At 69.0% G+C, this 21,129-nt stretch carries 26 protein-coding genes and 1 pseudogene; 6 read left to right on the top strand and 21 right to left on the bottom strand.

The genetic code is table 11. From position 1 onward, the window contains the following. Positions 1 to 8: 8 nt before the first annotated feature. The 8 genes and pseudogenes from dprA to DY023_RS12730 all read right to left on the bottom strand — a co-directional run bounded on the left by dprA (position 9) and on the right by DY023_RS12730 (position 6,086). Positions 9 to 1,223, bottom strand: coding sequence for a DNA-processing protein DprA (dprA, locus tag DY023_RS12695; RefSeq protein ID WP_116242706.1), 1,215 nt, complete (start codon positions 1,221 to 1,223; stop codon positions 9 to 11). Next, positions 1,220 to 2,748: pseudogene (locus DY023_RS12700) on the bottom strand (YifB family Mg chelatase-like AAA ATPase). The gene dprA and the pseudogene DY023_RS12700 overlap by 4 nt, the downstream one beginning before the upstream one ends. Then, positions 2,745 to 3,107 (bottom strand): YraN family protein, encoded by a 363-nt coding sequence (locus tag DY023_RS12705; protein WP_116242707.1) that lies wholly within the window; start codon positions 3,105 to 3,107, stop codon positions 2,745 to 2,747. The pseudogene DY023_RS12700 and the gene DY023_RS12705 overlap by 4 nt, the downstream one beginning before the upstream one ends. Positions 3,108 to 3,209: 102 nt before the next feature. Next, the gene (locus DY023_RS12710) at positions 3,210 to 3,536 is read right to left on the bottom strand and encodes a DUF2469 family protein (RefSeq protein ID WP_116242708.1); all 327 of its coding nucleotides are present in this window, start codon (positions 3,534 to 3,536) and stop codon (positions 3,210 to 3,212) included. Positions 3,537 to 3,586: 50 nt separating this feature from the next. Further along, complete coding sequence (locus tag DY023_RS12715; RefSeq protein WP_116242709.1) at positions 3,587 to 4,246, bottom strand: ribonuclease HII; 660 nt, start codon at positions 4,244 to 4,246, stop codon at positions 3,587 to 3,589. Next, a complete protein-coding gene (gene lepB, locus DY023_RS12720; protein ID WP_116242710.1) occupies positions 4,243 to 4,974 on the bottom strand; it encodes a signal peptidase I in 732 nt (243 codons plus the stop codon). Before lepB ends, DY023_RS12715 begins: the two co-directional genes overlap by 4 nt. Before the next feature lie 118 nt (positions 4,975 to 5,092). Then, positions 5,093 to 5,440: a 50S ribosomal protein L19 gene (rplS, locus tag DY023_RS12725; protein ID WP_116242711.1), complete on the bottom strand. Its 348-nt coding sequence runs from the start codon at positions 5,438 to 5,440 to the stop codon at positions 5,093 to 5,095. A gap of 163 nt (positions 5,441 to 5,603) precedes the next feature. Continuing rightward, complete coding sequence (locus DY023_RS12730) at positions 5,604 to 6,086, bottom strand: MFS transporter permease (protein ID WP_116242712.1); 483 nt, start codon at positions 6,084 to 6,086, stop codon at positions 5,604 to 5,606. Positions 6,087 to 6,208: 122 nt separating this feature from the next. Between DY023_RS12730 and map the strand changes: the two genes are divergently transcribed. Continuing rightward, the gene (gene map / locus DY023_RS12735) at positions 6,209 to 6,991 is read left to right on the top strand and encodes a type I methionyl aminopeptidase (protein WP_116242813.1); all 783 of its coding nucleotides are present in this window, start codon (positions 6,209 to 6,211) and stop codon (positions 6,989 to 6,991) included. Between the two features lie 255 nt (positions 6,992 to 7,246). On the opposite strand, the gene DY023_RS12740 is transcribed toward map, so the two are convergent. From DY023_RS12740 to rpsP, 9 genes are all read right to left on the bottom strand, one after another. Beyond that, positions 7,247 to 7,621, bottom strand: coding sequence for a PIN domain-containing protein (locus DY023_RS12740; RefSeq protein ID WP_116242713.1), 375 nt, complete (start codon positions 7,619 to 7,621; stop codon positions 7,247 to 7,249). Further along, positions 7,584 to 7,895: a hypothetical protein gene (locus DY023_RS18070; protein ID WP_116242714.1), complete on the bottom strand. Its 312-nt coding sequence runs from the start codon at positions 7,893 to 7,895 to the stop codon at positions 7,584 to 7,586. Before DY023_RS18070 ends, DY023_RS12740 begins: the two co-directional genes overlap by 38 nt. A 26-nt stretch (positions 7,896 to 7,921) precedes the next feature. Beyond that, a complete protein-coding gene (locus tag DY023_RS18385; RefSeq protein ID WP_281271934.1) occupies positions 7,922 to 8,053 on the bottom strand; it encodes a hypothetical protein in 132 nt (43 codons plus the stop codon). Positions 8,054 to 8,119: 66 nt separating this feature from the next. Beyond that, positions 8,120 to 8,554, bottom strand: a complete 435-nt coding sequence (locus DY023_RS12750; RefSeq protein WP_116242715.1) for a pyrimidine dimer DNA glycosylase/endonuclease V — start codon at positions 8,552 to 8,554, stop codon at positions 8,120 to 8,122. Then, entirely contained in the window at positions 8,551 to 9,288 is a 738-nt protein-coding gene (locus tag DY023_RS12755; protein ID WP_116242716.1) for a class I SAM-dependent methyltransferase, read from the bottom strand. Before DY023_RS12755 ends, DY023_RS12750 begins: the two co-directional genes overlap by 4 nt. A gap of 19 nt (positions 9,289 to 9,307) precedes the next feature. Next, entirely contained in the window at positions 9,308 to 10,009 is a 702-nt protein-coding gene (gene trmD, locus DY023_RS12760) for a tRNA (guanosine(37)-N1)-methyltransferase TrmD (protein ID WP_116242717.1), read from the bottom strand. 7 nt (positions 10,010 to 10,016) lie between these two features. Next, the gene (gene rimM / locus DY023_RS12765; protein ID WP_116242718.1) at positions 10,017 to 10,601 is read right to left on the bottom strand and encodes a ribosome maturation factor RimM; all 585 of its coding nucleotides are present in this window, start codon (positions 10,599 to 10,601) and stop codon (positions 10,017 to 10,019) included. Position 10,602: 1 nt separating this feature from the next. Next, the gene (locus DY023_RS12770; protein ID WP_116242719.1) at positions 10,603 to 10,833 is read right to left on the bottom strand and encodes an RNA-binding protein; all 231 of its coding nucleotides are present in this window, start codon (positions 10,831 to 10,833) and stop codon (positions 10,603 to 10,605) included. A 6-nt stretch (positions 10,834 to 10,839) separates the two neighbouring features. Beyond that, the gene (rpsP, locus tag DY023_RS12775) at positions 10,840 to 11,259 is read right to left on the bottom strand and encodes a 30S ribosomal protein S16 (protein ID WP_116242720.1); all 420 of its coding nucleotides are present in this window, start codon (positions 11,257 to 11,259) and stop codon (positions 10,840 to 10,842) included. Positions 11,260 to 11,464: 205 nt separating this feature from the next. Here rpsP and DY023_RS12780 point away from each other — a divergent pair, with 205 nt between their 5' ends. The 3 genes from DY023_RS12780 (at position 11,465) to DY023_RS12790 (ending at position 15,894) form a co-directional block, all read left to right on the top strand. Then, the gene (locus tag DY023_RS12780; RefSeq protein WP_116242721.1) at positions 11,465 to 12,610 is read left to right on the top strand and encodes a glutamate--cysteine ligase; all 1,146 of its coding nucleotides are present in this window, start codon (positions 11,465 to 11,467) and stop codon (positions 12,608 to 12,610) included. 11 nt (positions 12,611 to 12,621) lie between these two features. Next, positions 12,622 to 14,136 carry a glycerol kinase GlpK gene (gene glpK, locus DY023_RS12785; protein WP_116242722.1) on the top strand — a complete coding sequence of 505 codons (1,515 nt, stop codon included), beginning with the start codon at positions 12,622 to 12,624 and terminating at the stop codon, positions 14,134 to 14,136. 66 nt (positions 14,137 to 14,202) lie between these two features. Then, a complete protein-coding gene (locus DY023_RS12790) occupies positions 14,203 to 15,894 on the top strand; it encodes a glycerol-3-phosphate dehydrogenase/oxidase (RefSeq protein ID WP_116242723.1) in 1,692 nt (563 codons plus the stop codon). Between the two features lie 69 nt (positions 15,895 to 15,963). On the opposite strand, the gene ffh is transcribed toward DY023_RS12790, so the two are convergent. From ffh to DY023_RS12810, 4 genes are read right to left on the bottom strand one after another with little or no spacing between them, the layout of a single operon-like run. After that, positions 15,964 to 17,514 (bottom strand): signal recognition particle protein, encoded by a 1,551-nt coding sequence (gene ffh / locus DY023_RS12795; protein WP_116242724.1) that lies wholly within the window; start codon positions 17,512 to 17,514, stop codon positions 15,964 to 15,966. Positions 17,515 to 17,527: 13 nt separating this feature from the next. Further along, complete coding sequence (locus tag DY023_RS12800; protein ID WP_116242725.1) at positions 17,528 to 18,034, bottom strand: RNA polymerase sigma factor; 507 nt, start codon at positions 18,032 to 18,034, stop codon at positions 17,528 to 17,530. Then, on the bottom strand, positions 18,034 to 18,663 hold the full coding sequence (locus DY023_RS12805) for a hypothetical protein (RefSeq protein ID WP_116242726.1): 630 nt from the start codon (positions 18,661 to 18,663) through the stop codon (positions 18,034 to 18,036). Before DY023_RS12805 ends, DY023_RS12800 begins: the two co-directional genes overlap by 1 nt. Positions 18,664 to 18,720: 57 nt before the next feature. Further along, positions 18,721 to 19,305 (bottom strand): TetR/AcrR family transcriptional regulator, encoded by a 585-nt coding sequence (locus DY023_RS12810; protein WP_116242727.1) that lies wholly within the window; start codon positions 19,303 to 19,305, stop codon positions 18,721 to 18,723. Between the two features lie 60 nt (positions 19,306 to 19,365). Here DY023_RS12810 and lipB point away from each other — a divergent pair, with 60 nt between their 5' ends. Together lipB and lipA are read left to right on the top strand one after the other, a co-directional pair. Further along, positions 19,366 to 20,046: a lipoyl(octanoyl) transferase LipB gene (gene lipB / locus DY023_RS12815; protein WP_425453465.1), complete on the top strand. Its 681-nt coding sequence runs from the start codon at positions 19,366 to 19,368 to the stop codon at positions 20,044 to 20,046. Beyond that, entirely contained in the window at positions 20,043 to 21,032 is a 990-nt protein-coding gene (lipA, locus tag DY023_RS12820) for a lipoyl synthase (RefSeq protein ID WP_116242729.1), read from the top strand. The genes lipB and lipA overlap by 4 nt, the downstream gene beginning before the upstream one ends. Positions 21,033 to 21,129 lie beyond the last annotated feature (97 nt).

A 21,129-nucleotide genomic window follows, 5' to 3' on the forward strand; every position in this document is an offset into this window, starting at 1 on the left:
TGGAGCCATCATACGCGGCGCCGATTCTCGCCCTCAGCAGATCGGTTCAGCCGAATCCATCCCGTCTCGCGGCGCGCCACCCCGCCTTCGAGGTCCAGCATGCCGAGGAGGCTGCGCACTCGCTCCAGGGAAAGCCCGCTGCGTCTCGCCAGTTCCGGAACGTGTCGGGGGCTCCGTGCGCTGAGAGCGTCCATCAATCGCACGAGGTCCGGATCCGGGGCGGGCGTCAGGCCCTGCACCGGCGCCGCATCCGACCACAGTTCGCGGACCTCGGCAGCCGAGGTGACGCAGATCGCATCGAACTCACGAAGCAGGCGGTGACAGCCGGCGGACGCCGCCGAGGTCACGGGCCCCGGCACTGCGCCGAGCGGCCGCCCGAGCGCTGCGGCGTGCCCGGCCGTGTTCAGCGTCCCGCTGCGATGCCCCGCCTCGACCACGACCGTGGCGAGCCCCGCACCGGCGATCAATCTGTTCCGCTGCAGGAACCTCCACTTGGTGGGTGCGGCACCGCAGGGCACCTCGCTGACCACCGCTCCCCTGGCACGGATCCGCTCGAACAGCTGCTGGTGGCCCGCGGGATAGCTGCGGTCCACCCCGCCCGCCAGGAACGCCACGGTGGTGCCTCCGACCCCGAGCGCAGCGCGATGGGCTGCGCCGTCGATTCCGTACGCGCCGCCGGACACGATCGACACGCCCGTCGTGGCCAGGTCTCCGGCGAGTTCGGCGGCGATGCCCTCGCCGTAACCGGTCGACGCACGCGCACCCACGATCGACACCGTCTCCTGGGCGAGCAACGCCTCCCGCGTGCCCCGCACCCACAGCATCAGCGGCGCATGAGGACCCAGATCGTCCAGCCCGGTCGGCCACTCCGGATCGTCCGGGAGCAGTATCCGTGCACCGACAGCCTCGGCGTCGTGGAGAGCGCCCGCCACTGCTCGCGAGTCTGCCCGCGGCCGCCACCTCTGCACCGCCTCACTCATCGCCTTCGCGCCGACTGCCTCGAGTGGGGCCCTCAGCGTGGCATCCGACAGCGATTGATCCAGTGCTCCCTGCGCGCCGAAGGCCGCGACGAGCGCCCCGGCGACGCCGTCACCGGGCTCGGTCAGCACCGACCAAGCGGCGCGCGCGGCCACTTCCGCCGGATCGACATCCGGTCGCAGGCGCTCCGCCGCGCGCAGGAGCTGGCCGTCGGCGAGCAGGTTCGCGGTGGTGATCGTCGTCATGCGAGAAGTCCTCTCTTCAGGAACAGCGCCCGGCCGACGTCATCGGAGTCCGGGGTCACTCGCCCGGACAGATCGGCGATCGACCAGGCGAGCCTCAGGGTGCGGTCGTAGCCGCGGAGTGTCAGTCCGCCCGCTCGAGCGCGCGATCCAGGGGCATGCGCACCGCAGGGGCGAGACGAAGCGACCCCTGTCGCAGGCGCTCCCCCGGCACCTCGGCGTTGCGCCGCCACGGTGTGCTCGCCCACCTCGACGCAGCGGCGGCTCGCGCCTGCACGACACGTTCCCGCGCCTGCGACGTCGTCATCGGTGACCGCTCCGTGGTCGTGACCCGCGACGCTGCGACCCTGGCCACCTGGAGCTCGATGTCGATACGGTCGCGCAGCGGTCCGGAGAGCCTCGATGCATAGCGCCGGATCGCGATCGGCGGGCAGACGCACTCGGCGCCGCGCACACCGTAGTTTCCGCAGGGGCAGGGGTTCATCGCCATGACGAGCTGGAACCGTGCGGGGAAGCTCGCAATGAACCCGGCCCGGTGCACCTCGATGCGTCCGGACTCCAGCGGCTGCCGGAGTGCGTCCAGCGCGGCCCTCTGGAACTCGGGAGCCTCGTCCAGGAACAGACCGCCGCGGTGCGCCCGCACGATCGCACCCGGCCGCGCCTGACGCGAGCCGCCGCCGACGAGCGACGCCATCGATGCGGAGTGGTGGGGTGCCTCGAGAGGCGGCGTGCGATCCAGTGCGCGCACGGGGTCGCCGCACAGCGAGCGGATGGCGGCGACCTCGAGCGCCTCCCCGTCGGAGAGTTCGGGAAGGATGCCCGGAAGGCGCCTCGCGAGCATCGTCTTGCCCGCTCCGGGTGGACCGCTCAGCAGCAGGTGATGTCCGCCCGCCGCCGCGACGATCAGCGCCTCGACGGCCTCGTCCTGTCCGATCACGTCGGCGAGATCCATCGCCTCGGTCGGCGCGGCATCCGTGCTGTCGATCGTGACCGGCTCCACGTCGGGAACCTCGATGTCGGCGCCGTGCATCACCGCGACCTCCGCCAGAGACGCCGCACCGTGCACCTCGATGCCGGGCACCAGGCGTGCCTCATCGACATTCCCGATCGGTACGACGACGCGCGAGAAGCCCGCCTGCTTCGCCGAGTAGACGGCCGGAAGCACTCCGGCGACGGGGCGGAGCCGGCCGTCGAGACCGAGCTCGCCGATGTGCACGACCTGACGGATCGACCGCCCCGGCAGCGCCCTGCTGGCGGCCAGCGTGGCCACGGCGATGCTCAGATCGAATCCCGCACCGTGCTTGGGCAGACTCGCCGGGGACAGGTTCACGGTCATCCGACGCCGAGGAAGGTCCAGACCGGCGTTCGCGCAGGCGTTGCGCACGCGCTGCACGGCCTCTGCCAGCGACTTGTCGGGCAGTCCGATGATCTTGAACTCGGGCGTCTGGTTCGAGACGTCGGCCTCGACCTCGACGAGATGCCCGTCGACACCCGTGAGCGCGACGGCCCAGGTGCGCGCGGTGCTCACAGCAGATCCTTCAGGTGCTCGAGCGACGCCGTCGCCGCGTCCTCGCCGATCAGACCGATGGCATCGAGCTGCACCGTCCGTCGCCGCGCGACTTCGGGATGAGCCTGCGCCCAGGCGATCGCCAGGCGCCACAGTCTGCGACGCTTGCGGTCGTCGATCGCCTCGAAGGGATGCCCGTACCGGTCGCTGCGTCTGGTCTTCACCTCTACGACGATCAGCCGATCGCGGCGCACGGCCACGATGTCGACCTCGCCCTGGTCGCACCGCCAGTTGCGGTCCACCACGTCGTAGCCGGCGGCGCGCAGATACGCCGCCGCCCGTTCCTCACCCGCTCTGCCGAGCTCGTCCTTCGCTGCCATGAAGGACAGCATTCTCGAGATGCGACGCCAGGCGCACAGCGCGATTCCGCGTGATCCACGGCTGCTCCGAACAACTCCGCATCGGCGCGGAGGTGGGGAGTACTACTTGCCGTCGAGCGACAGCTCCTCGGGGAGCTCGAACTCCCGGCGCTGCAGCTCCTCGACGTTGACGTCCTTGAACGTCAGCACCCGCACCGCCTTCACGAAGCGGTCGGCGCGGTAGATGTCCCAGACCCAGACATCCGTCATGGAGATCTCGAAGTAGAAGTCGTGCTCGGTGTCGCGGCGCACCACGCTGACCTCATTGGCGAGGTAGAACCGGCGCTCGGTCTCGACGACGTACTGGAACTGCGAGACCACATCGCGGTACTCGCGGAACAGCGCGACCTCGAGTTCACGGTCGTAGTCGTCGAATGATTCGTCATCCATGATGACTCCATCCTATGAGGCGCACAGGGGCGCTGCCGTCCCCGTCGCCCTCAGAACAGCGTCGGAGCATCCGCGATCGTCCAGGAGGCACGATGCCATGGCGACAGGCCCTGCTCGCGGATGGCCGCGCGGTGCTCCGGACTGGCGTACCCCTTGTTCCGCTCCCACTGGTAGGCGGGATGCTGCGCGTGAAGCTCGACCATCAGCGCATCGCGCGCGACCTTGGCGATCACGGATGCTGCTGAGACCGAGGCGCAGTCGCGGTCGGCCTTGATCACCGGCCGCACCTGCAGCCGTGACGGATGCACCGCCGACACGTAGTCGTGGTTTCCGTCGAGGATCACCAGCGTGCTCTCGCCGATGACGTCCGTCCCGATCACGGCGCCGATCGCACGCGACGCGGCCAGACCGAGGGCTCGCATGATCCCGACCTCGTCGATCTCGGCCGCGCTCGCCCACCCGACGTCCGAAGCGACCACCCAGGCTGCCGCGCGAGAGGCGACCTCCGGGCGTCGTCGCTCGGTGACGAGCTTCGAGTCGCGCAGACCCTCCGGAACGCGGCGCCGTGACCCTGCGGCATCCATCACCGCTGCGCCGACCGCCACGGGCCCTGCGAGAGCGCCCCTCCCGACCTCGTCGAGGGCGATGATGAGGTCGTACTCCTTGAGGAGCGACCTCTCCAGGGTGAGGCGGGGCGCGACGACGCTCATTTCGGCTCCGGTACTCCGGCGTACACCTCGTCGTGGGTGTCGATCAGACCGAAGCGGTCAAGCGGCCAGGTGAGCAGGAAAGCACGTCCCACGACGTTCTCGAGCGGAACGAATCCCCCACCGGGGAGGTCCTGGTGCGCGCGCGAGTCCTGAGATCGCGTCCGGTTGTCACCCATCACCCAGAGCGAGTCCTCGGGCACCGTGACATCGAAGGGCGTGTCCGACGCGCTCGTGTCGCCGACGGGAAGGTTCAGGTACGACAGCTCGTCGACCGGCGCGCCGTTGATGGTGATCTGGCCGACCGCGTTGCAGCACACGACATGATCACCGGGCAGCCCGATCAGCCTCTTGACAAGATGGTCCTGCGAGTCCGACGCCGAGACACCGATGAAAGTCAGGACGGTGTCGATCGCCTTGATCAGGGGCGGCTGCGGCTGCTCGGCGGGAAGCGGCGGCAGCCAGCCGCCGGGATCCTTGAACACGACGACGTCGCCGTGATCGTAACTCGTCCACCGGGGAGTGAGCTCGTCGACCAGGATGCGGTCGTTGATCAGCAGCGTGCGCTCCATCGACCCCGAGGGGATGTAGAACGAGCGCACCACGAACGACTTGACGACGAACGAGACGAGCGCGGCGATGACGATGATCACGAGCAGGTCGCGCAAGAAGATCAGGAAGCCATTGCGCCGCTTCGACGGGGCGGCAGCGGGAGCGGCTTCGGTCGTCATTTCCATCCTTCGCGTCGGGTGCACCGTACGCAGACGGCACTATCAAGGGTCGCACATCCTGGCAGAACAGAAGCACCCCGGGACGACGTGTCCCGGGGTGCTGTCAGAAGAGCTGCGCTCAGTTGTCGCGCTTCTCCTTGATCTTGGCCTTCTTGCCGCGCAGGTTGCGCAGGTAGTACAGCTTCGCGCGGCGCACGTCACCGCGGGTGACGACCTCGATGTGGTCGATCACCGGCGAGTGCACCGGGAAGGTGCGCTCGACGCCCACCTGGAAGCTGATCTTGCGGACCGTGAAGGTCTCGCGCACGCCGTCGCCCTGGCGGCCGATGACGACGCCCTGGAAGACCTGGATGCGGGAGCGGTTGCCCTCGGTGATGTTGACGTGCACCTTGACGGTGTCACCGGGAAAGAACTCGGGAATGTCGCTACGGAGCGAAGCCGCGTCGACGGCGTCGAGGATCTGCATGATCGTCTCTCTCTGCACTCGCCACAGGTCGGATGCATTTAGGAAGGAATACGTTGATGTGTGCCGAACGGCGCGCAAGGCGTCCGCGGGCTCCCCTGAGGCAGAGCCGGGTCACGGCACGAGAATCTATTCTGCCATGGATCGGCAGGCCCGCAAAAACGAGTCAGTCCCGGCGCTCGTTCTCCTGCACGATGATCACGTCGCGCTCGCTCGCGCTTGCGGCGCCTGGCGTCACCGTCGACCAGGTCGCGGTCTCACGGATGCTGAAGCCACTGCCCCGCGCCTCACTCCAGAGCTGCCACAGCTGCAGCCAGAACAGCGCCAGCCACGCGACGATCGCTCCGGTGAGCAGCCATGCGAATCCGTTCTCGGGGAAGAACCCGACGGCGATCGTGAGGCCGTGCCACACGCCGAACCCGAGCACGTCCCACCAGGAGACGGCACGCTCGGCGCGCACCGACGGCCGAGCCCGGGTGAGCAGCGTCAGCACGAGTTCGCCGAGGAGCACGGAGGGCACCGCGATGAGGATCACCCAGAGGAAGGCCCAGCCGCCGGCCTGGAACACTCCCCAGCCGATCAGCAGCCACAGTGGCAGCACAAGCGCCGCCGGGAAGAGCCACCGGAAGAACGCGCTGCGCAGCCACATACACCGATGGTACGACCCTCACGGACTCCGGGGTTCCTCGTTCGCTGTGAGCATCGCGGCATCCGTATCGGAGAGAATGGATGCCGGGCATCCTCACGATGCCCGGAGAGAGGGACACCCCGATGATCGAACTGCGCACCCCCGCCGAGATCGATGAGATGCGCGCCGCCGGCCGCTTCGTGGCCGAGACGCTCGCGACGCTGCGCGAGGAGACGAAGGTCGGCACCAACCTGCTGGCGATCGACCGCCGCGCGCACGACCTCATCCGCAAGGCCGGAGCGGAGTCCTGCTACATCGACTACGCACCCTCGTTCGGCAACGGCCCGTTCGGCAAGGTCATCTGCACCTCGATCAACGACGCCGTGCTGCACGGCCTCCCGCACGACTACGTGCTGCGCGACGGCGATCTCGTCTCTCTCGACTTCGCCGTGTCCGTCGACGGATGGGTCGCGGATTCCGCGGTGTCCTTCGTCGTCGGCACCGCCCGCGATGAGGACCTGCGGCTGATCGACACCACGGAACGGGCCCTGGATGCCGCGATCGCGGCCGCAACGGTCGGCAACCGCATCGGCGACATCTCCGCCTCCATCGCCGAGGTCGCGCACGGCGAGGGCTACGCGATCAACACCGACTTCGGCGGCCACGGCGTCGGCCGGGTCATGCACGGCGACCCGCACGTCCCCAACGACGGCCGCGCCGGCCGCGGCTTCCCGCTGCGCGACGGCCTGGTCATGGCCCTCGAGCCGTGGTTCCTCGCGACGACCGACGAGCTCATCACCGACCCGGACGGGTGGACCCTGCGCAGCGCCGACGGATCGCGCGGCGCGCACTCCGAGCACACCGTCGCGATCACCGCTGACGGCCCGATCGTCCTCACCGACCGCGGCTTCCTCGGAGTCGACTGAGCCGCACTCTCCGATCGCGCTGCGCCTCTCGACTCGCGCTGCACTTCTCGTCGCCCGGAGCGCCTTGCGCTACTCCTTCCGGCTCGCGCTGCGCACATCTGCGCCGCGCGAGCAGAAGACAGTAGCGACCGATAGCGCGCTACGCTTCTCAGCTCGCGCTGCACTTCTCGGTTCCCGCTGCGCACATCTGCGCCGTGCGAGCGGAGATCAGCAGCGCGGCGGCGCGGGACAACACCGGCACGCGACCGCCGCAGTTCAGACGTAGCGGATGTCGAGGTCGTCGAAGCGCGTGAAGCCGCGATCGGCGGTGAGCAGCGGCACGCCCGCGGCGATCGCATGTGCCGCGATGAAGGCGTCCATGGAACGGACCGCTGCCTCGCTCGCGGCTGCGAGCCGCGAGTACGCCTCGGACTCCGCGACACCGAACGGTCGCCAGAAGGTGCCGAGATCATCAAATGCCGACACCAACTGCGCACGGACGCCTGCACGCTGCTGCATCGCCGGATCCCGCTCCCACCGGCGCTGTCCGCGCAGTAGTTCTGCGCGCACGACATACGACGCGGCGAAGTCGTCGACACTGCTGATCACGTCGTCAGGGATCACGCCGATCAGTGCGCTCGTGTCGATCATCGCTCTCACTGTGCCGGCTCCTGCCTGTCGCGATCCCGATCACGGGCGAGTTCCTCTCGCTCCTGACAGCATCAGGATCGACAAGCGCATTCAGCAGCCGAAGCCGCGCCTTGACCGCCGCGAGTTCCGGATCGGAGGCACGCACGATGGGCACCACTCGCATGCGGGGGCGGTTGTGCACCATCACCACGACCCCCGTGTCCGCGTATGCCACGGGGTTCGCCTTGAACACGCTGATCGGCACCTGCGGCTCGTGCGCGACTGCACCGGACATCGGAGACCCCTCCTCCTGATTCAGCCCTATTCGAAACGCAGGATCTCGCCGTGCGGATGCCGAAGGGCGAGCGCCTCGGACGCGGTCAGTCCGAGCAGCTCGGCGCGCAGCATCCGGCGAGTCGAGCTGTCCCTGCAGGCGGCCGGCCCGCGTTCCACTCGGTCTGTCCGTGCCGTACGAGGTAAGGGGCCATGAGGTGACGCCCGCCGTGCCGCTGCCCGGCATCAGCGGGCGCGCTCCCAGTCGACGATGCCGCCGGGGACCACGACGAACAGCGGATGCGGATCGGGTGTCCGGACGTCTTCCAGTCGCGCGTGCTGCTCCGGAGTGCGCTTTTCGAGCTTGGCCATGAGGTGGCGCCACTCGGCGTCGAGCTGGCCCGAGGTCACATCGATGCTCCCGTCCGGGCGCCCCGGCACGTCTATCCGTGCGCGGTCGAAGCGGTAGCCGCGCGCATCCGCCTCATCCGCGACCCCGGTCAGGAACATCCCCACCGCCGTGAGAGGGTCGGGTCGGGTACGGAAGCGAACCAGCTGCGGATGGTTCCGGTATCCGACGGTCCTCCCGGCGAGCACCGCCTGCGCCAGGAGCGCCTCCCGCCAGCAGGCGACCAACGCCTGCCGGTCCAGGTAGCGCGGATGCGGCGACCAGAGCCTCATGAGGCTCGGTAGACGTACACGTCCGTGATCTGCGGCAGGTCGAACTCGTCGCGCCCCGCGGTCTCGGGGTCCGCATCGAGGATGCTCTCGACCTCCGCCACCATGCGCGCTCGCTCATCGACGGATGCCGCGAGGAACGAGCTCACCGTCAGCCAGCGCGCGACGTAGTCGGCGCGGGAGATCCGCTCCTGCCAGGGCACCTGCACGAACCGCGGTTCCTCGAAGCCCGGCAGGGTCGCAGTGACCGAGTCATCCGCCGTCAACCCGTCGGACAGGCCGGGATGCGCGACACGCGTGCAGGCACGATCCCACGCGCATGCCGAGTCGGAGTGGTTCCAGAGCAGCCCGAGCGTGCCACCGGGCACGAGCACCCGCCGGATCTCTGCACACGCAGGATCGCGATCGAACCAGTGGAAGGCCTGCGCGACGGTGACCACGTCGACCGAGGCATCCGCGACCGGGATCCGCTCGGCGCTGCCGATGTACGACTCCACCGCCGGAAGCTTCGCCCGCAGCACGTCCAGCATCTGCTCCGACGGCTCGACCGCGACCACACGCGTCGCGCGTTTGATCAGGAGTTCGGTGAACTTGCCGGTTCCCGCACCGAGGTCGAGCGCGGTGCCCAGATGCGCCGGGATGACGGCAACTGCAGCCGCCTCGGGGAATCCCGGCCGGTACCGGTCGTAGTCCTCCCCCGCGTTCAGAAACGACTTCGCAAGCGTCTGATCTGCCATGATCCGACGCTATCAGCGCCTACTCGCCCAGAAGATCGGGGCGGCGGGTGCGGGTGCGCTCGAGCTGCTGCTCATGCCGCCAGGCGGCGATGGCTCCGTGGTTGCCGCTCAGCAGCACCGGAGGAACATCGCGATCGCGCCACACCGAAGGCTTGGTGTACGACGGATACTCCAGCAGACCGTCCTCGTGCGACTCCTCGACGAGGCTCTCCGGGTTGCCGACGACACCCGGGATGAGCCGTCCGATCGCCTCGGTCATCGCCATGACGGCGACCTCGCCGCCGTTGAGCACGTAGTCGCCGAGGCTGATGAGGCGCACCTCGCCGAGCGAGGCGGCGTAGTCGAAGACGCGCTCGTCGATGCCCTCGTAACGGCCGCAGCCGAAGATCAGGTGGTCACGGGCCGCGAGGTCGCGCGCGGTGGCCTGTGTGAACACCTCGCCTGCCGGCGAGGGGAAGATGATGGTGGGCCGACCCTTCGACGGGCTCAGGGAGCCATCTGCCAAGGAATCGAGTGCTGCACCCCACGGCTCCGGCTTCATGACCATGCCCGCTCCCCCGCCGTACGGGGTGTCGTCGACGGTGCGGTGCCGGTCGTGGGTCCAGTCGCGCAGGTCGTGGACCTGCAGGTCGAGGATGCCGGCGTCCTGAGCCTTGCCGAGCAGGGAGAGGGTCAGCCCGTCGAAGTACGACGGGAAGATCGAGACGACGTCGATGCGCATGATCGCGTCACTCCGCGGCGGAGCCGCCGTCTGCGTCCTTCTCGGCTGCAGCGTCCGCCGTCGGGAGCTCCTCGAAGAGCCCGGGCGGCGGAGTGACGACGATGCGGCCTGCCGCGACGTCGACGGTCGGCACGATCGCCTTCACGAACGGGACCATGACCTCGCGGCCGGCGGCCTTGACGATCAGCAGGTCCTGCGCGGGCATGTGCTCGATGCGCACGACACGGCCGATGACCTCGTCATCGCGGACGACGTCGAGGCCCGCGAGCTGCTGGTCGTACCAGGCGTCCTCGTCGGCCTCGTCGAGGTCCTGATCGATCCAGAGGATGGCGCGCACGAGCGACTCGGCGGCGGTGCGGTCCTCGACGTCGTCGAAGAAGACGACGGAGCTGCCGTTCATCACCCGGTACTCGCGGACGGTGATGGTCTTGCCGTGCCAGACGGACGCCTCGGGCACCTGAAGGGTGAACTCGGCGCCGGGCACGAAGCGACGCGCCGGGTCGTCGGTGTAGAGCTCGAGCTTCAGCCCGCCCTTGAGGCCGTGGGCCTTCAGGAGGCGACCGACGCGGAGCTGGTTGCGTTCCTGCGCCACGTCAGTCGTCCGCGACGTCGACGCGGACACGACGGCCGTCGGCGAGGGCGGCGATGAGCGTGCGCAGCGCCTTGGCGGTGCGGCCGCCGCGCCCGATCACGCGACCACGGTCATCCGGGTGCACGTGCACCTCGAGGAGGTCGCCACGAGACGACGCGGATGCGGTGATGCGGACATCGTCCGGGTGATCGACGATCCCCTTGACGACGTGTTCGAGCGCGGCGGCGAGCACAGCGGATTACTCTGCGTCGGCAGCGGCCTCGGCCGCGTCCTCGGCGGGAGCCTCAGCGGGCTCCTCGGCCTTCTTCTCGGCCTTGGGCTTGATGACCGACTTCTTGGACGAGTCGGCCTCGAAGGCCTTCTTCTCCTCGGCGACCTTGAGGGTGGACTTCGCGTCCTTGTCGCCCTTGAACTTGCCCCAGTCACCGGTGATCTTGAGGATGGCGGCGACCTGCTCGGTCGGCTGAGCGCCGACGGACAGCCAGTACTGCGCACGCTCGGAGTCGACCTCGATGAACGAGGGCTCCTCGGTGGGGTGGTACTTGCCGATCTCCTCGATCACGCGACCGTCGCGCTTGGTGCGCGAGTCGGCGACGACGATGCGGTAGTAGGGCGCGCGGATCTTGCCGAAGCGCTTGAGACGAATCTTGACAGCCACGATTCTCCTGAATTGTGTGGAAGGAAGATGAACTGGTCACCTGGAGCGTGGGGTGCACACCCGGTGGAAGCTCTATAAAGGGGACGGTGCGCTGGATAGAGGGTCGAGCACGTCGTCCGACCCTCTATTCTGCCAGATCCCCGGCATCGTCGCGAACCGTCACAGAGTCGCGTGTCGTGGCACCCGTGCATGCCAGACTGTGCTCGTGACGATCGCCTTCGCCGATTCCGCACGCTCGACGGTCGGTGTCGAGTGGGAGGTCATGCTCGCCGATCCGCAGACCGGCGACCTCGTCGGCCGTGCGCCCGAACTGCTCGAGGCGCTCGAGGCCGCCAGCGCCGCCAGCAGGCACACCGTGACGGGCGAGCTGCTCACGAACACGGTCGAGGTCACCAGCGGCGTCGGAGCGACTGTCGCCGAGGCGATCGGCGACATCTCGGCCGCGATCCGCGAGGTGCGCGCGGCCACCGACCCGGCCGGCATCGAACTGCTCTCCGCCGGCAGCCACCCGTTCGCACAGTGGTACGACCAGCAGGTGACCGACAAGACCCGCTACCACACACTCATCGAGCGGACGCAGTGGTGGGGGCGGAACATGATGATCTGGGGCATCCACGTGCACATCGGGGTCGAGGACCGCGAGAAGGTGCTCCCGATCGTCGGCGCGCTGGCCGCCTATCTCCCCCATCTGCAGGCACTCGCGGCATCGAGCCCGTTCTGGGCGGGTGAGCGCACCGGCTACGCCTCCAACCGGGCGCTGGTCTTCCAGCAGCTGCCGACCGCAGGACTCCCCTGGCCGCTGCGCACCTGGTCGGAGTACGAGGGCTACCTCGACGACATGGTCCGCACGGGCGTCATGTCCGACGCCACCGAGGTGCGCTGGGACATCCGTCCCGCCCCGCGCTGGGGCACGATCGAGATCCGCGCCTGCGACGGCATGTCGACGCTGCGCGAGCTCGCGGCGATCGCCGCTCTCACGCAGGTGCTCGTCGAACATCTCTCCCGCCGCCTGGACGAGGGCGAGACCCTCCCTGTACTGCAGCCGTGGTACCACCGCGAGAACAAGTGGCGCACGGCGCGCTACGGACTGGATGCCACGGTCATCGTGGACTCCGCAGGTGCACAGCGCCCGGTGCGGGATCACCTGCTGGAGCTGCTGGAGACTCTCGCCCCGGTCGCGGTGGATCTGCGCTGCGGTGCAGAGTTCGCGCGCGTCGGCTCCATCCTCGACACGGGCGCGAGCTACCAGCGTCAGCTGGCCGTCGCGGATGCCACGGGCGGAGATCTGCGGATGGTCGTGCAGCACCTCATCGACGAGTTCCGCACCGGACCGCACCACCACCTGAGCTGAAGGAGCACCTCATGCCGGACCACGTGATCGCGATCGACCACGGCACGACCTCGAGCCGCGCCATCATCTTCGACCGATCAGGGCGAATCGTCTCCTCCGGCCAGAAGGAGCACAAGCAGATCATGCCGCAGGCCGGCTGGGTCGAACACGACCCGATGGAGGTCTGGAGGAACGTGCAGGAGGTGATCGGCCTCGCACTCTCCCGCGCGCATCTGACGCGGCACGACATCGCGAGCGTCGGCATCACCAACCAGCGCGAGACCACGGTGGTCTGGGACCGCACCACGGGCAGGCCGGTCTACAACGCGATCGTCTGGCAGGACACGCGCACCCAGGACATCGTCGACCGCCTTGCAGGCACCCACGGCGTCGACCGGTTCAAGCCGATCGTGGGCCTGCCGCTGGGCACGTACTTCTCCGGCACGAAGGTCACCTGGATCCTGGAGAACGTCGAAGGGGCGCGCGCCCGGGCCGACGCCGGGGACCTGCTGTTCGGCACCACCGACACCTGGATCCTGTGGAACCTGACCGGGGGCGTCCACGGCGGTGTGCACGCGACCGACGTGACGAACGCGTCCCGCACACTGTTCATGGATCTCGAGACTCTGGAGTGGCGCGACGACATCCTCGCCGCGTTCGGAGTGCCCCGGTCGATGCTCCCCGAGATCCGCTCCTCCTCCGAGGTGTACGGCATCGCTGAGACGCACTCGCTGCTGCGCGAGACGCCGATCGCCGGCATCCTCGGCGACCAGCAGGCGGCGACCTTCGGCCAGGCCGCCTTCGAGAAGGGCGAGAGCAAGAACACCTACGGCACCGGCTGCTTCGTCATCTTCAACACCGGTGAGGAGATCGTGCACTCGTCGAACGGCCTGCTGACGACGGTGGGCTACAAGCTCGGCGATGCGCCGGCCCACTACGCGCTGGAGGGCTCCATCGCGGTAGCCGGGTCACTGATCCAGTGGCTGCGCGATCAACTCGGAATCATCGGGTCCGCAGCTGAGGTCGAGAAGCTTGCTGCAGAGGTGGAGGACAACGGGGGCGTGCACATCGTTCCGGCGTTCTCCGGGCTGTTCGCGCCGTACTGGCGCGCGGACGCCCGTGGGGCGATCGTGGGTCTCACCCGCTACTCGAACCGGAACCACTTCGCGCGCGCCGCTCTCGAGTCCGTCGCGTTCCAGACCCGAGACGTCCTGGATGCGGTGAACACCGACGCCGGCTTCGCGCTGAGCGAGCTGAGAGTGGACGGCGGGATGGTGGCCAACGACACGCTGATGCAGTTCCAGGCAGACATCCTGGGCGTGCCGGTGGTGCGGCCCGTGATCGCCGAGACGACCGCGCTCGGCGCTGCTTACGCCGCCGGCCTCGCCGTCGGATTCTGGAGTGGGCTCGACGACCTCACCGCGAACTGGGAGGAGCAGCACCGCTGGACGCCGACGATGGACGAGGCCGAACGTGCTCGACGGATCCGCGTCTGGCACAAGGCGGTCGAGAAGTCGATGGACTGGGTCGACGACGACGTGCGCTGAGCGTTCGCGCCCCGTTCCGGCGCCGGATGCGAGGATGGAGGGGACGAACCCGGGGAGGGGGCCGCCGTGGCCACGAACGAGCGCACTGATGTCCGAGCAGCACGAGAGGCCGGGCGCGCGAGCGTCCTGATCATCGGCGGCGGGATCAACGGGATCGCCACGTTCCGAGACCTCGCCCTGCAGGGCGTCGACGTGCTGCTCGTCGAGCGCGACGACTTCGCCTCCGGCGCGTCCTCGGCATCGAGCCACATGATCCACGGCGGCATCCGCTATCTCGAGAACGGCGAGTTCCGGCTCGTGAAGGAGTCTGTGCAGGAGCGCAACGACCTGCTCAAGACGGCGCCGCACTACGTCAAGCCGCTCGAGACCACCATCCCGATCTACTCCACGTTCTCCGGCATCCTCACGGCGCCCTTCCGTTTCCTGTTCCACGGCTCCGGCAAGCCGCGGGAGCGCGGCGCGCTGCTGATCAAGACCGGCCTGACCATCTACGACACGTTCTCGCGCGACGGCGGCAACGTGCCCCGGCACCGGTTCCGCGGGAGGCGGAAGTCGCTCGAGGACCTCCCCCGCCTGAACCCCCGCGTGAAGTACACCGCGACCTACTACGACGCCTCAGCACATGACCCGGAGCGGCTCGCCCTGGATGTGCTGCGCGACGCCGAGCGCGCCGGCGGGCGCGCCCTGAACCACGTCGAGGCGATCGGCATGGACGCGGACGGCGTGCTGCTGCGCGACGCCGAGTCCGGAGACGAGTTCCGCATCGTCACCGATGTGGTCGTGAATGCCTCCGGCCCCTGGACGGATCTCACCAACGCGGCGCTCGGCACCGGCACCGCGTTCATGGGAGGCACGAAGGGCTCGCACATCGTTCTCGACCACCCGGAACTGATGGCGGCGACCGCGGGACGGGAGATCTTCTTCGAGCACTCGGACGGACGCATCGTGCTGATCTACCCGCTGAAGGGCAAGGTGCTCGTCGGCACCACCGACCTCGAGGCGGACCCCCGCGAGCCCGCGGTGTGCACCGAAGAGGAGATCGACTACTTCTTCGACCTCATCGGTCACGTCTTCCCCTCCATCCCCGTCGATCGCTCCCAGATCGTGTACCGGTTCTCCGGCATCCGCCCGCTGCCGCACCACGACGACATCGCACCCGGCTTCGTCTCGCGCGACTACCGGATCGAACGGCGGAAGGATGCCGGGTTGCCCCCGGTGCTCAGCCTGGTCGGCGGCAAGTGGACCACCTTCCGCGCGCTCGGCGAGTCCCTTGCCGACCGCGTGCTGGCCGAGCTCGGTCGTCCGCGTGTCACCACGACGAAGGGCGTGCGCATCGGCGGGGGCGTCGGCTACCCGCGCACGCCGCGGCGCACCGTGGAGTGGCTGCGCCAGAACGTCGGGGATTCCGCGCGCGGCCGCGTGCTCTTCGTGCGGTACGGCACGCGCGCGGCGCACGTCGCCGCATACCTCGGCGAGGGAGAAGACGAGCCGCTGCTCGGCGATCAGCTGTCCACACGCGAGTTGCTCTGGATGATCGAGAAGGAGCACGCGCGCCACGTCGCCGACATCCTGTTCCGGCGCACGAACCTCGTCTTCACCGGAGATGCGGATGCTGCGACGGTGCGAACCGTCGCGGAGGCCATGGCGCCGGTACTCGGCTGGGATGCCGCGACGACGGATGCCGAGGTCGAGTCGACCGTCCGCTCGCTGCGCGAGCGGCACGGTGTGGATCTGGCGACGGAGCCCGCAGGCCGCTGAGCCCTTCGTCTCGCTCCGCTCGCTCAGGAACCAACTCCTGAGCGAGGAGCGCAGCGACGAGACGAAGGATCAGCGACCGCCGAAGAGCTTCTGGATCTCGGCCATGTCGGCCTCGCTGGGCGCCTTCTGACCGCCGAGACCGAAGCCTGAACCGGTCGGCTCCGCGGGACCGGCCGCGATGCCCGCATTCTCGGCAGCGCGCTTCGCGGGGTTGCCCGAACGCGAACCGCTCTTGCCCTTCGCGCCCTTCTTGCCGCGCTTGGCGGAGGCACCCGGCTTGCCCATCGGGCCCATGCCAGGGATCTGCGGGGTGCCGCCGCGGGCAACGGTCTTCATCATCTTCGCGGCCTGCTCGAAGCGCTGTACGAGCTGGTTGACGTCGGTCACGGTCATGCCGGAGCCACGCGCGATGCGCAGGCGGCGCGAGCCGTTCAGGAGCTTGGTGTTGCGGCGCTCGGCCGGTGTCATCGAGCGGATGATCGCCTCGGTGCGGTCGATCTCGCGCTCGTCGAAGTCCTCGAGCTGCTGCTTCATCTGGCCCATGCCCGGCAGCATGCCGAGCATCTTCTTCATCGAGCCCATCTTGCGCATCTGCTGCATCTGCTCGAGGAAGTCCTCCAGCGTGAAGGCTTCGTTCGCGAGCTTCTCGGCGACCTTCATCGCCTCGGCCTCGTCGAACGCCGACTGCGCCTGCTCGATCAGGGTGAGGATGTCACCGAGGTCGAGGATGCGGCTGGCCATGCGATCGGGGTGGAAGGGCTCGAGGTCGTCGAGGTTCTCGCCGGTCGACGCGAAGATGATCGGGCGACCCGTGATCGAGGCGACCGACAGTGCCGCACCGCCACGGGCGTCGCCGTCGAGCTTGGAGAGCACGACACCGGTGAAGTCGACACCGTCCTGGAACGCCTTGGCGGTGTTGACGGCGTCCTGACCGATCATCGCGTCGATGACGAACAGCACCTCGTCGGGGTTCGTCGCCTTGCGGATGTCACCGGCCTGCTTCATCAGCTCGGCGTCGACGCCGAGGCGGCCGGCGGTGTCGATGATGACCACGTCGTGCTGGGTGCGACGGGCATGCTCCACGCCGTCCTTGGCGACCTTGACCGGGTCGCCGACGCCGTTGCCCGGCTCGGGCGCGTAGATCGCTGCACCGGCCTGCTCGGCCACGACGGTCAGCTGGGTGACCGCGTTCGGGCGCTGCAGGTCACAGGCCACGAGCAGCGGGGTGTGCCCCTCGCCCTCGAGCTGCTTGGCGAGCTTGCCCGCGAAGGTCGTCTTACCCGAACCCTGCAGGCCCGCGAGCATGATCACCGTCGGCGGGGTCTTCGCGAACTCCAGGCGACGCTGCTCGCCGCCGAGGATTCCGACGAGCTCCTCGTTGACGATCTGCACCACCTGCTGGGCCGGATTCAGCGCCCTGTTCACCTCATCGCCGAGGGCGCGCTCGCGCACCTTGGCGGTGAAGTCCTTGACGACGGGGAGCGCGACGTCGGCGTCGAGCAGGGCGCGACGGATCTCGCGGACGGTGCCGTCGACGTCGGCCGGGCTGAGCTTGCCCTTCGTGCGCAGGTTGCGGAAGGTCTCGGTCAGCCGATCGGAGAGCGTGCCAAAGGTAGCCATGATGCCGTCAAGTTTACGGGAGCGGAACCTCCATGCTCAGCGCGGCCCGCAATTGCTCCTTCGCACGCTGGTGACGACCGCGCGCGGTGGATGCCGGGATGCCGAGAAGCTGCGCCGCGTCGACGAGGCTGAGACGCTCCCAGTGGATCAGGCGCACCAGTTCGGCCAGATCCGGCTCCAGGCGGTCGATCGCGTCGCGCACCTCGGTTCCGGCATCCGCGGGCGGCGCCGTCGCGCTCTCGCGAACCTGCAGGCGGAGGCGGTCGGCCAGCGCCCAGCGCCGCCGCTGGCCGCGGGCATGATTCAGCAGAGTGCCGCGTGCGATGCCGAACAGCCACATCCGCGCTGCTTCTGGTTCGGCGGGCAGCTCCTTGACGCGCCGCCAGGCGACGACCATCGTCTCGCCGAGCAGATCGGGGGCGTCATCGGGTCCGACGCGTCGCTCGAGGTAGGCGAGCAGGTCGGATGCGGATGACTCCAGCGCCGTGGTCAGAGGCTCCGGGTGCGGGTCGGCAGCCATCAGTCGTCGGCTCCCCAGTCCTCGTTCTCGCAGTGCACCTGGCTGAAGTTCGACGACCAGGTGAAGCGAGCATCGTCTCCCCCGAAACCATGCGATTCGAGCTCGTCATGGATGGCCTCTCCGAGCGCCTGCTCGTGCGCGGTCCACGCGTTGAGATCAGGAAGCCGCGGATCCGTGATGGGGTCGCTCGCTGACTTCTGATCCGATTCCAGCTGCGTCAGGTACTTCGCGACATGGGGCGCGGCGGCCGCCTCGACATCGGTGTCGGCGAACCATTCGTCGACGATGCGGTTCACTTCGGCCTCGACCACTGGGTTGGTCATGTCGAAGTGGCTGACACGGATCTCGCACTCCCCCCAGGTCGGCGAGACGTAGGTGTAACTGCGGTCGGGATTCTCCAGCCCCCTGATCCACAGCCAGTCGGAGGCCGCTGTGGCGATGCCGGCCGTCCCGACCAGCAGGACGGTCGCGAGGCCCGAGAGCAGGGCGACCCGGCGTCGGCCGCGGCGGGGACGCTCCGTGTCCCGAGCATCCCGCACCATCTGCGCCAACGCCGCGTCGCGGCCGGGGCCGCGATCGCTGACTGCGGGTGCCGACCGATCGAGCAGGTCGTCGAGAGATTCGGACATGAGTCGCTCCTTCGTCAGGTTCTACTCATGACCTGTCCGGTCGACGCCGAAACGTCCTCAGCCCCAGGGAAGATCGTGGATGCACCGCAGCGCGGCGTCGAACTGCGCCTCGAGCGACGCCTGCCCGGCACCCTTCTCGGCCCAGACCCGGATCGACGACAGGACTGCGGCGGCACACGCAGCACCGAGGATGTCGGCGGGGATCGCGTCGACGCCGGACGCTCGCGCCGCCGACGCCACGGCGGAGGCGAGTCGCCCGTGCCGCACCCCGCGGTCACGCTGCAGTTCGGCCTCCAGCCCCATCGCCGCTTCGTTGCGGATGGCGAGGGCGAGCGGGTCGGGCTCGAAGTCCTTGATCACGTGCGTCAGCGCGGCACGGACACCGGGCCCCGTGGCATCCGTGCCCAGCGCGGCCAGCGCGACGAGCGCGTCATCGATCCGCGCGTCCAGGCCCGACCAGAGCACGTCGCTCTTCGACGAGAAGTAGTTGAAGAAGCTGGAGCGGCTCACGCCGGCACGCCGGGTGATGTCGGCGACCGACGTCGCGTCATAGCCCTGCTCGAGGAAGAGCTCGCACGCGGCCTCCGCGAGGGTCTCCCTCGACGATGCCCGTGGGCGGCCAGCTCGCGACACCGATTCCATGTGCCACAGCGTATCGGTGCGCCGCGAAACCCGAACAGGGGTATTCTTGGACGCGATCCAATAACCGTGACCCGATGGAGCGCACACATGCTCGACATCCAGATCGCCGGGCTCGACCCCGAGTTCGTCCCCTACCTCGACGGATGGGAGCTGCAGCGCAGCGTGCACCGCGACGTCGTCGCCGGCGACCGGCCCGACACGCTGCTGCTGCTCGAGCACGAGGCGGTCTACACCGCCGGCAAGCGCACCGAACCCCAGGAGCGGCCGCAGGACGGCACCCCGGTGGTCGACGTCGACCGCGGCGGCAAGATCACCTGGCACGGACCGGGTCAGCTGGTCGGATACCCGATCGTGCGCCTGCCCGAGCCGATGGACGTCGTCGCGCATGTGCGTCGCCTCGAGCGCCTGCTCATCGACGTGCTGCGCCCGCTCGGCGTGGCCGGCTACCAGGTCGACGGCCGCAGCGGCGTGTGGGTGCGCCGCCCGCTCAGCGAGGACAAGGTGGCGGCGATCGGCGTGCGCGTGCAGCAGGGCGTGACCATGCACGGCTTCGCGATCAACTGCGACAACACGCTCGCCGGTTTCCGCGGGATCATCCCGTGCGGCATCACCGACGCCGGGGTCACGACCGTCAGCGAGATCACCGGCCGGGACGTCTCTCCCGTCGATCTCGTGCAGGCCGTGTCGGACGCCTTCGCCGCCGAGTATGCGACCTCGCCCGCCGAGGAGGTGGCCGCATGAGCGCCGCCCCCGAGGGACGCAAGCTGCTCCGCCTCGAGGTCCGCAACGCCGAGACGCCGATCGAGCGCAAGCCGGAGTGGATCCGCACGAAGGCGAAGATGGGTCCGGAGTACCAGGCGCTGCAGTCGCTGGTGAAGACCGAGGACCTGCACACCGTGTGCCAGGAGGCCGGCTGCCCGAACATCTTCGAGTGCTGGGAGGACCGCGAGGCCACCTTCCTGATCGGCGGCTCGCAGTGCACCCGCCGCTGCGACTTCTGCCAGATCGACACCGGCAAGCCCGACGCCTACGACACCGACGAGCCCCGCCGCGTCGCCGAGAGCGTGCAGCGCATGGGCCTGCGCTACGCCACCGTCACGAGCGTCGCCCGCGACGACCTGCCTGACACCGGCGCCTGGCTGAACGCCGAGACCGTGCGGCAGATCCACGCCATGAACCCGAACACCGGCGTCGAGCTGCTCGCGAATGAGCACAACGCCGACCCGGCCTTCCTCGGCCAGATCTTCGATGCGCGTCCCGAGGTGTTCGCCCACAACGTCGAGACCGTACCGCGCATCTTCAAGCGCATCCGGCCGGCGTTCAAGTACGAGCGCTCGCTGAACGTCATCACGCAGGGGCACGAGGCCGGACTGATCACGAAGTCGAACCTCATCCTCGGCATGGGCGAGGAGCCGGAGGAGGTCATCCAGGCGCTGCAGGACCTGCACGACGCCGGATGCGACATCATCACGATCACGCAGTACCTGCGCCCCTCCCCCCGTCACCTGCCGGTCGCGCGCTGGGTGAAGCCCGACGAGTTCGTCGGGTTCAAGGAGGAGGCGGAGCGCATCGGCTTCCTCGGCGTGCTCGCCGGGCCTCTGGTGCGCTCGTCGTACCGCGCCGGACGACTGTGGGCGCAGTCGATGATCTCGAAGGGCCGCCCCATCCCGTCGCACCTCGCGCACATCGCCGAGAGCGCCGACCTCGGCTTCGCTCAGGCGGTCTGACGCTCACGCCCTTCGTCACTTCGTCTCGCTTCGCTCGCTCAGCACGGCGCTCGCTTCGCTCGCTCAGGGTCCGGGAAGTTCGCCCTCCGGGTCCTGA

Origin of the sequence: Microbacterium bovistercoris, from assembly GCF_003387575.1 — a bacterium.
Classification (GTDB): Bacteria; Actinomycetota; Actinomycetes; order Actinomycetales; family Microbacteriaceae; genus Microbacterium; species Microbacterium bovistercoris.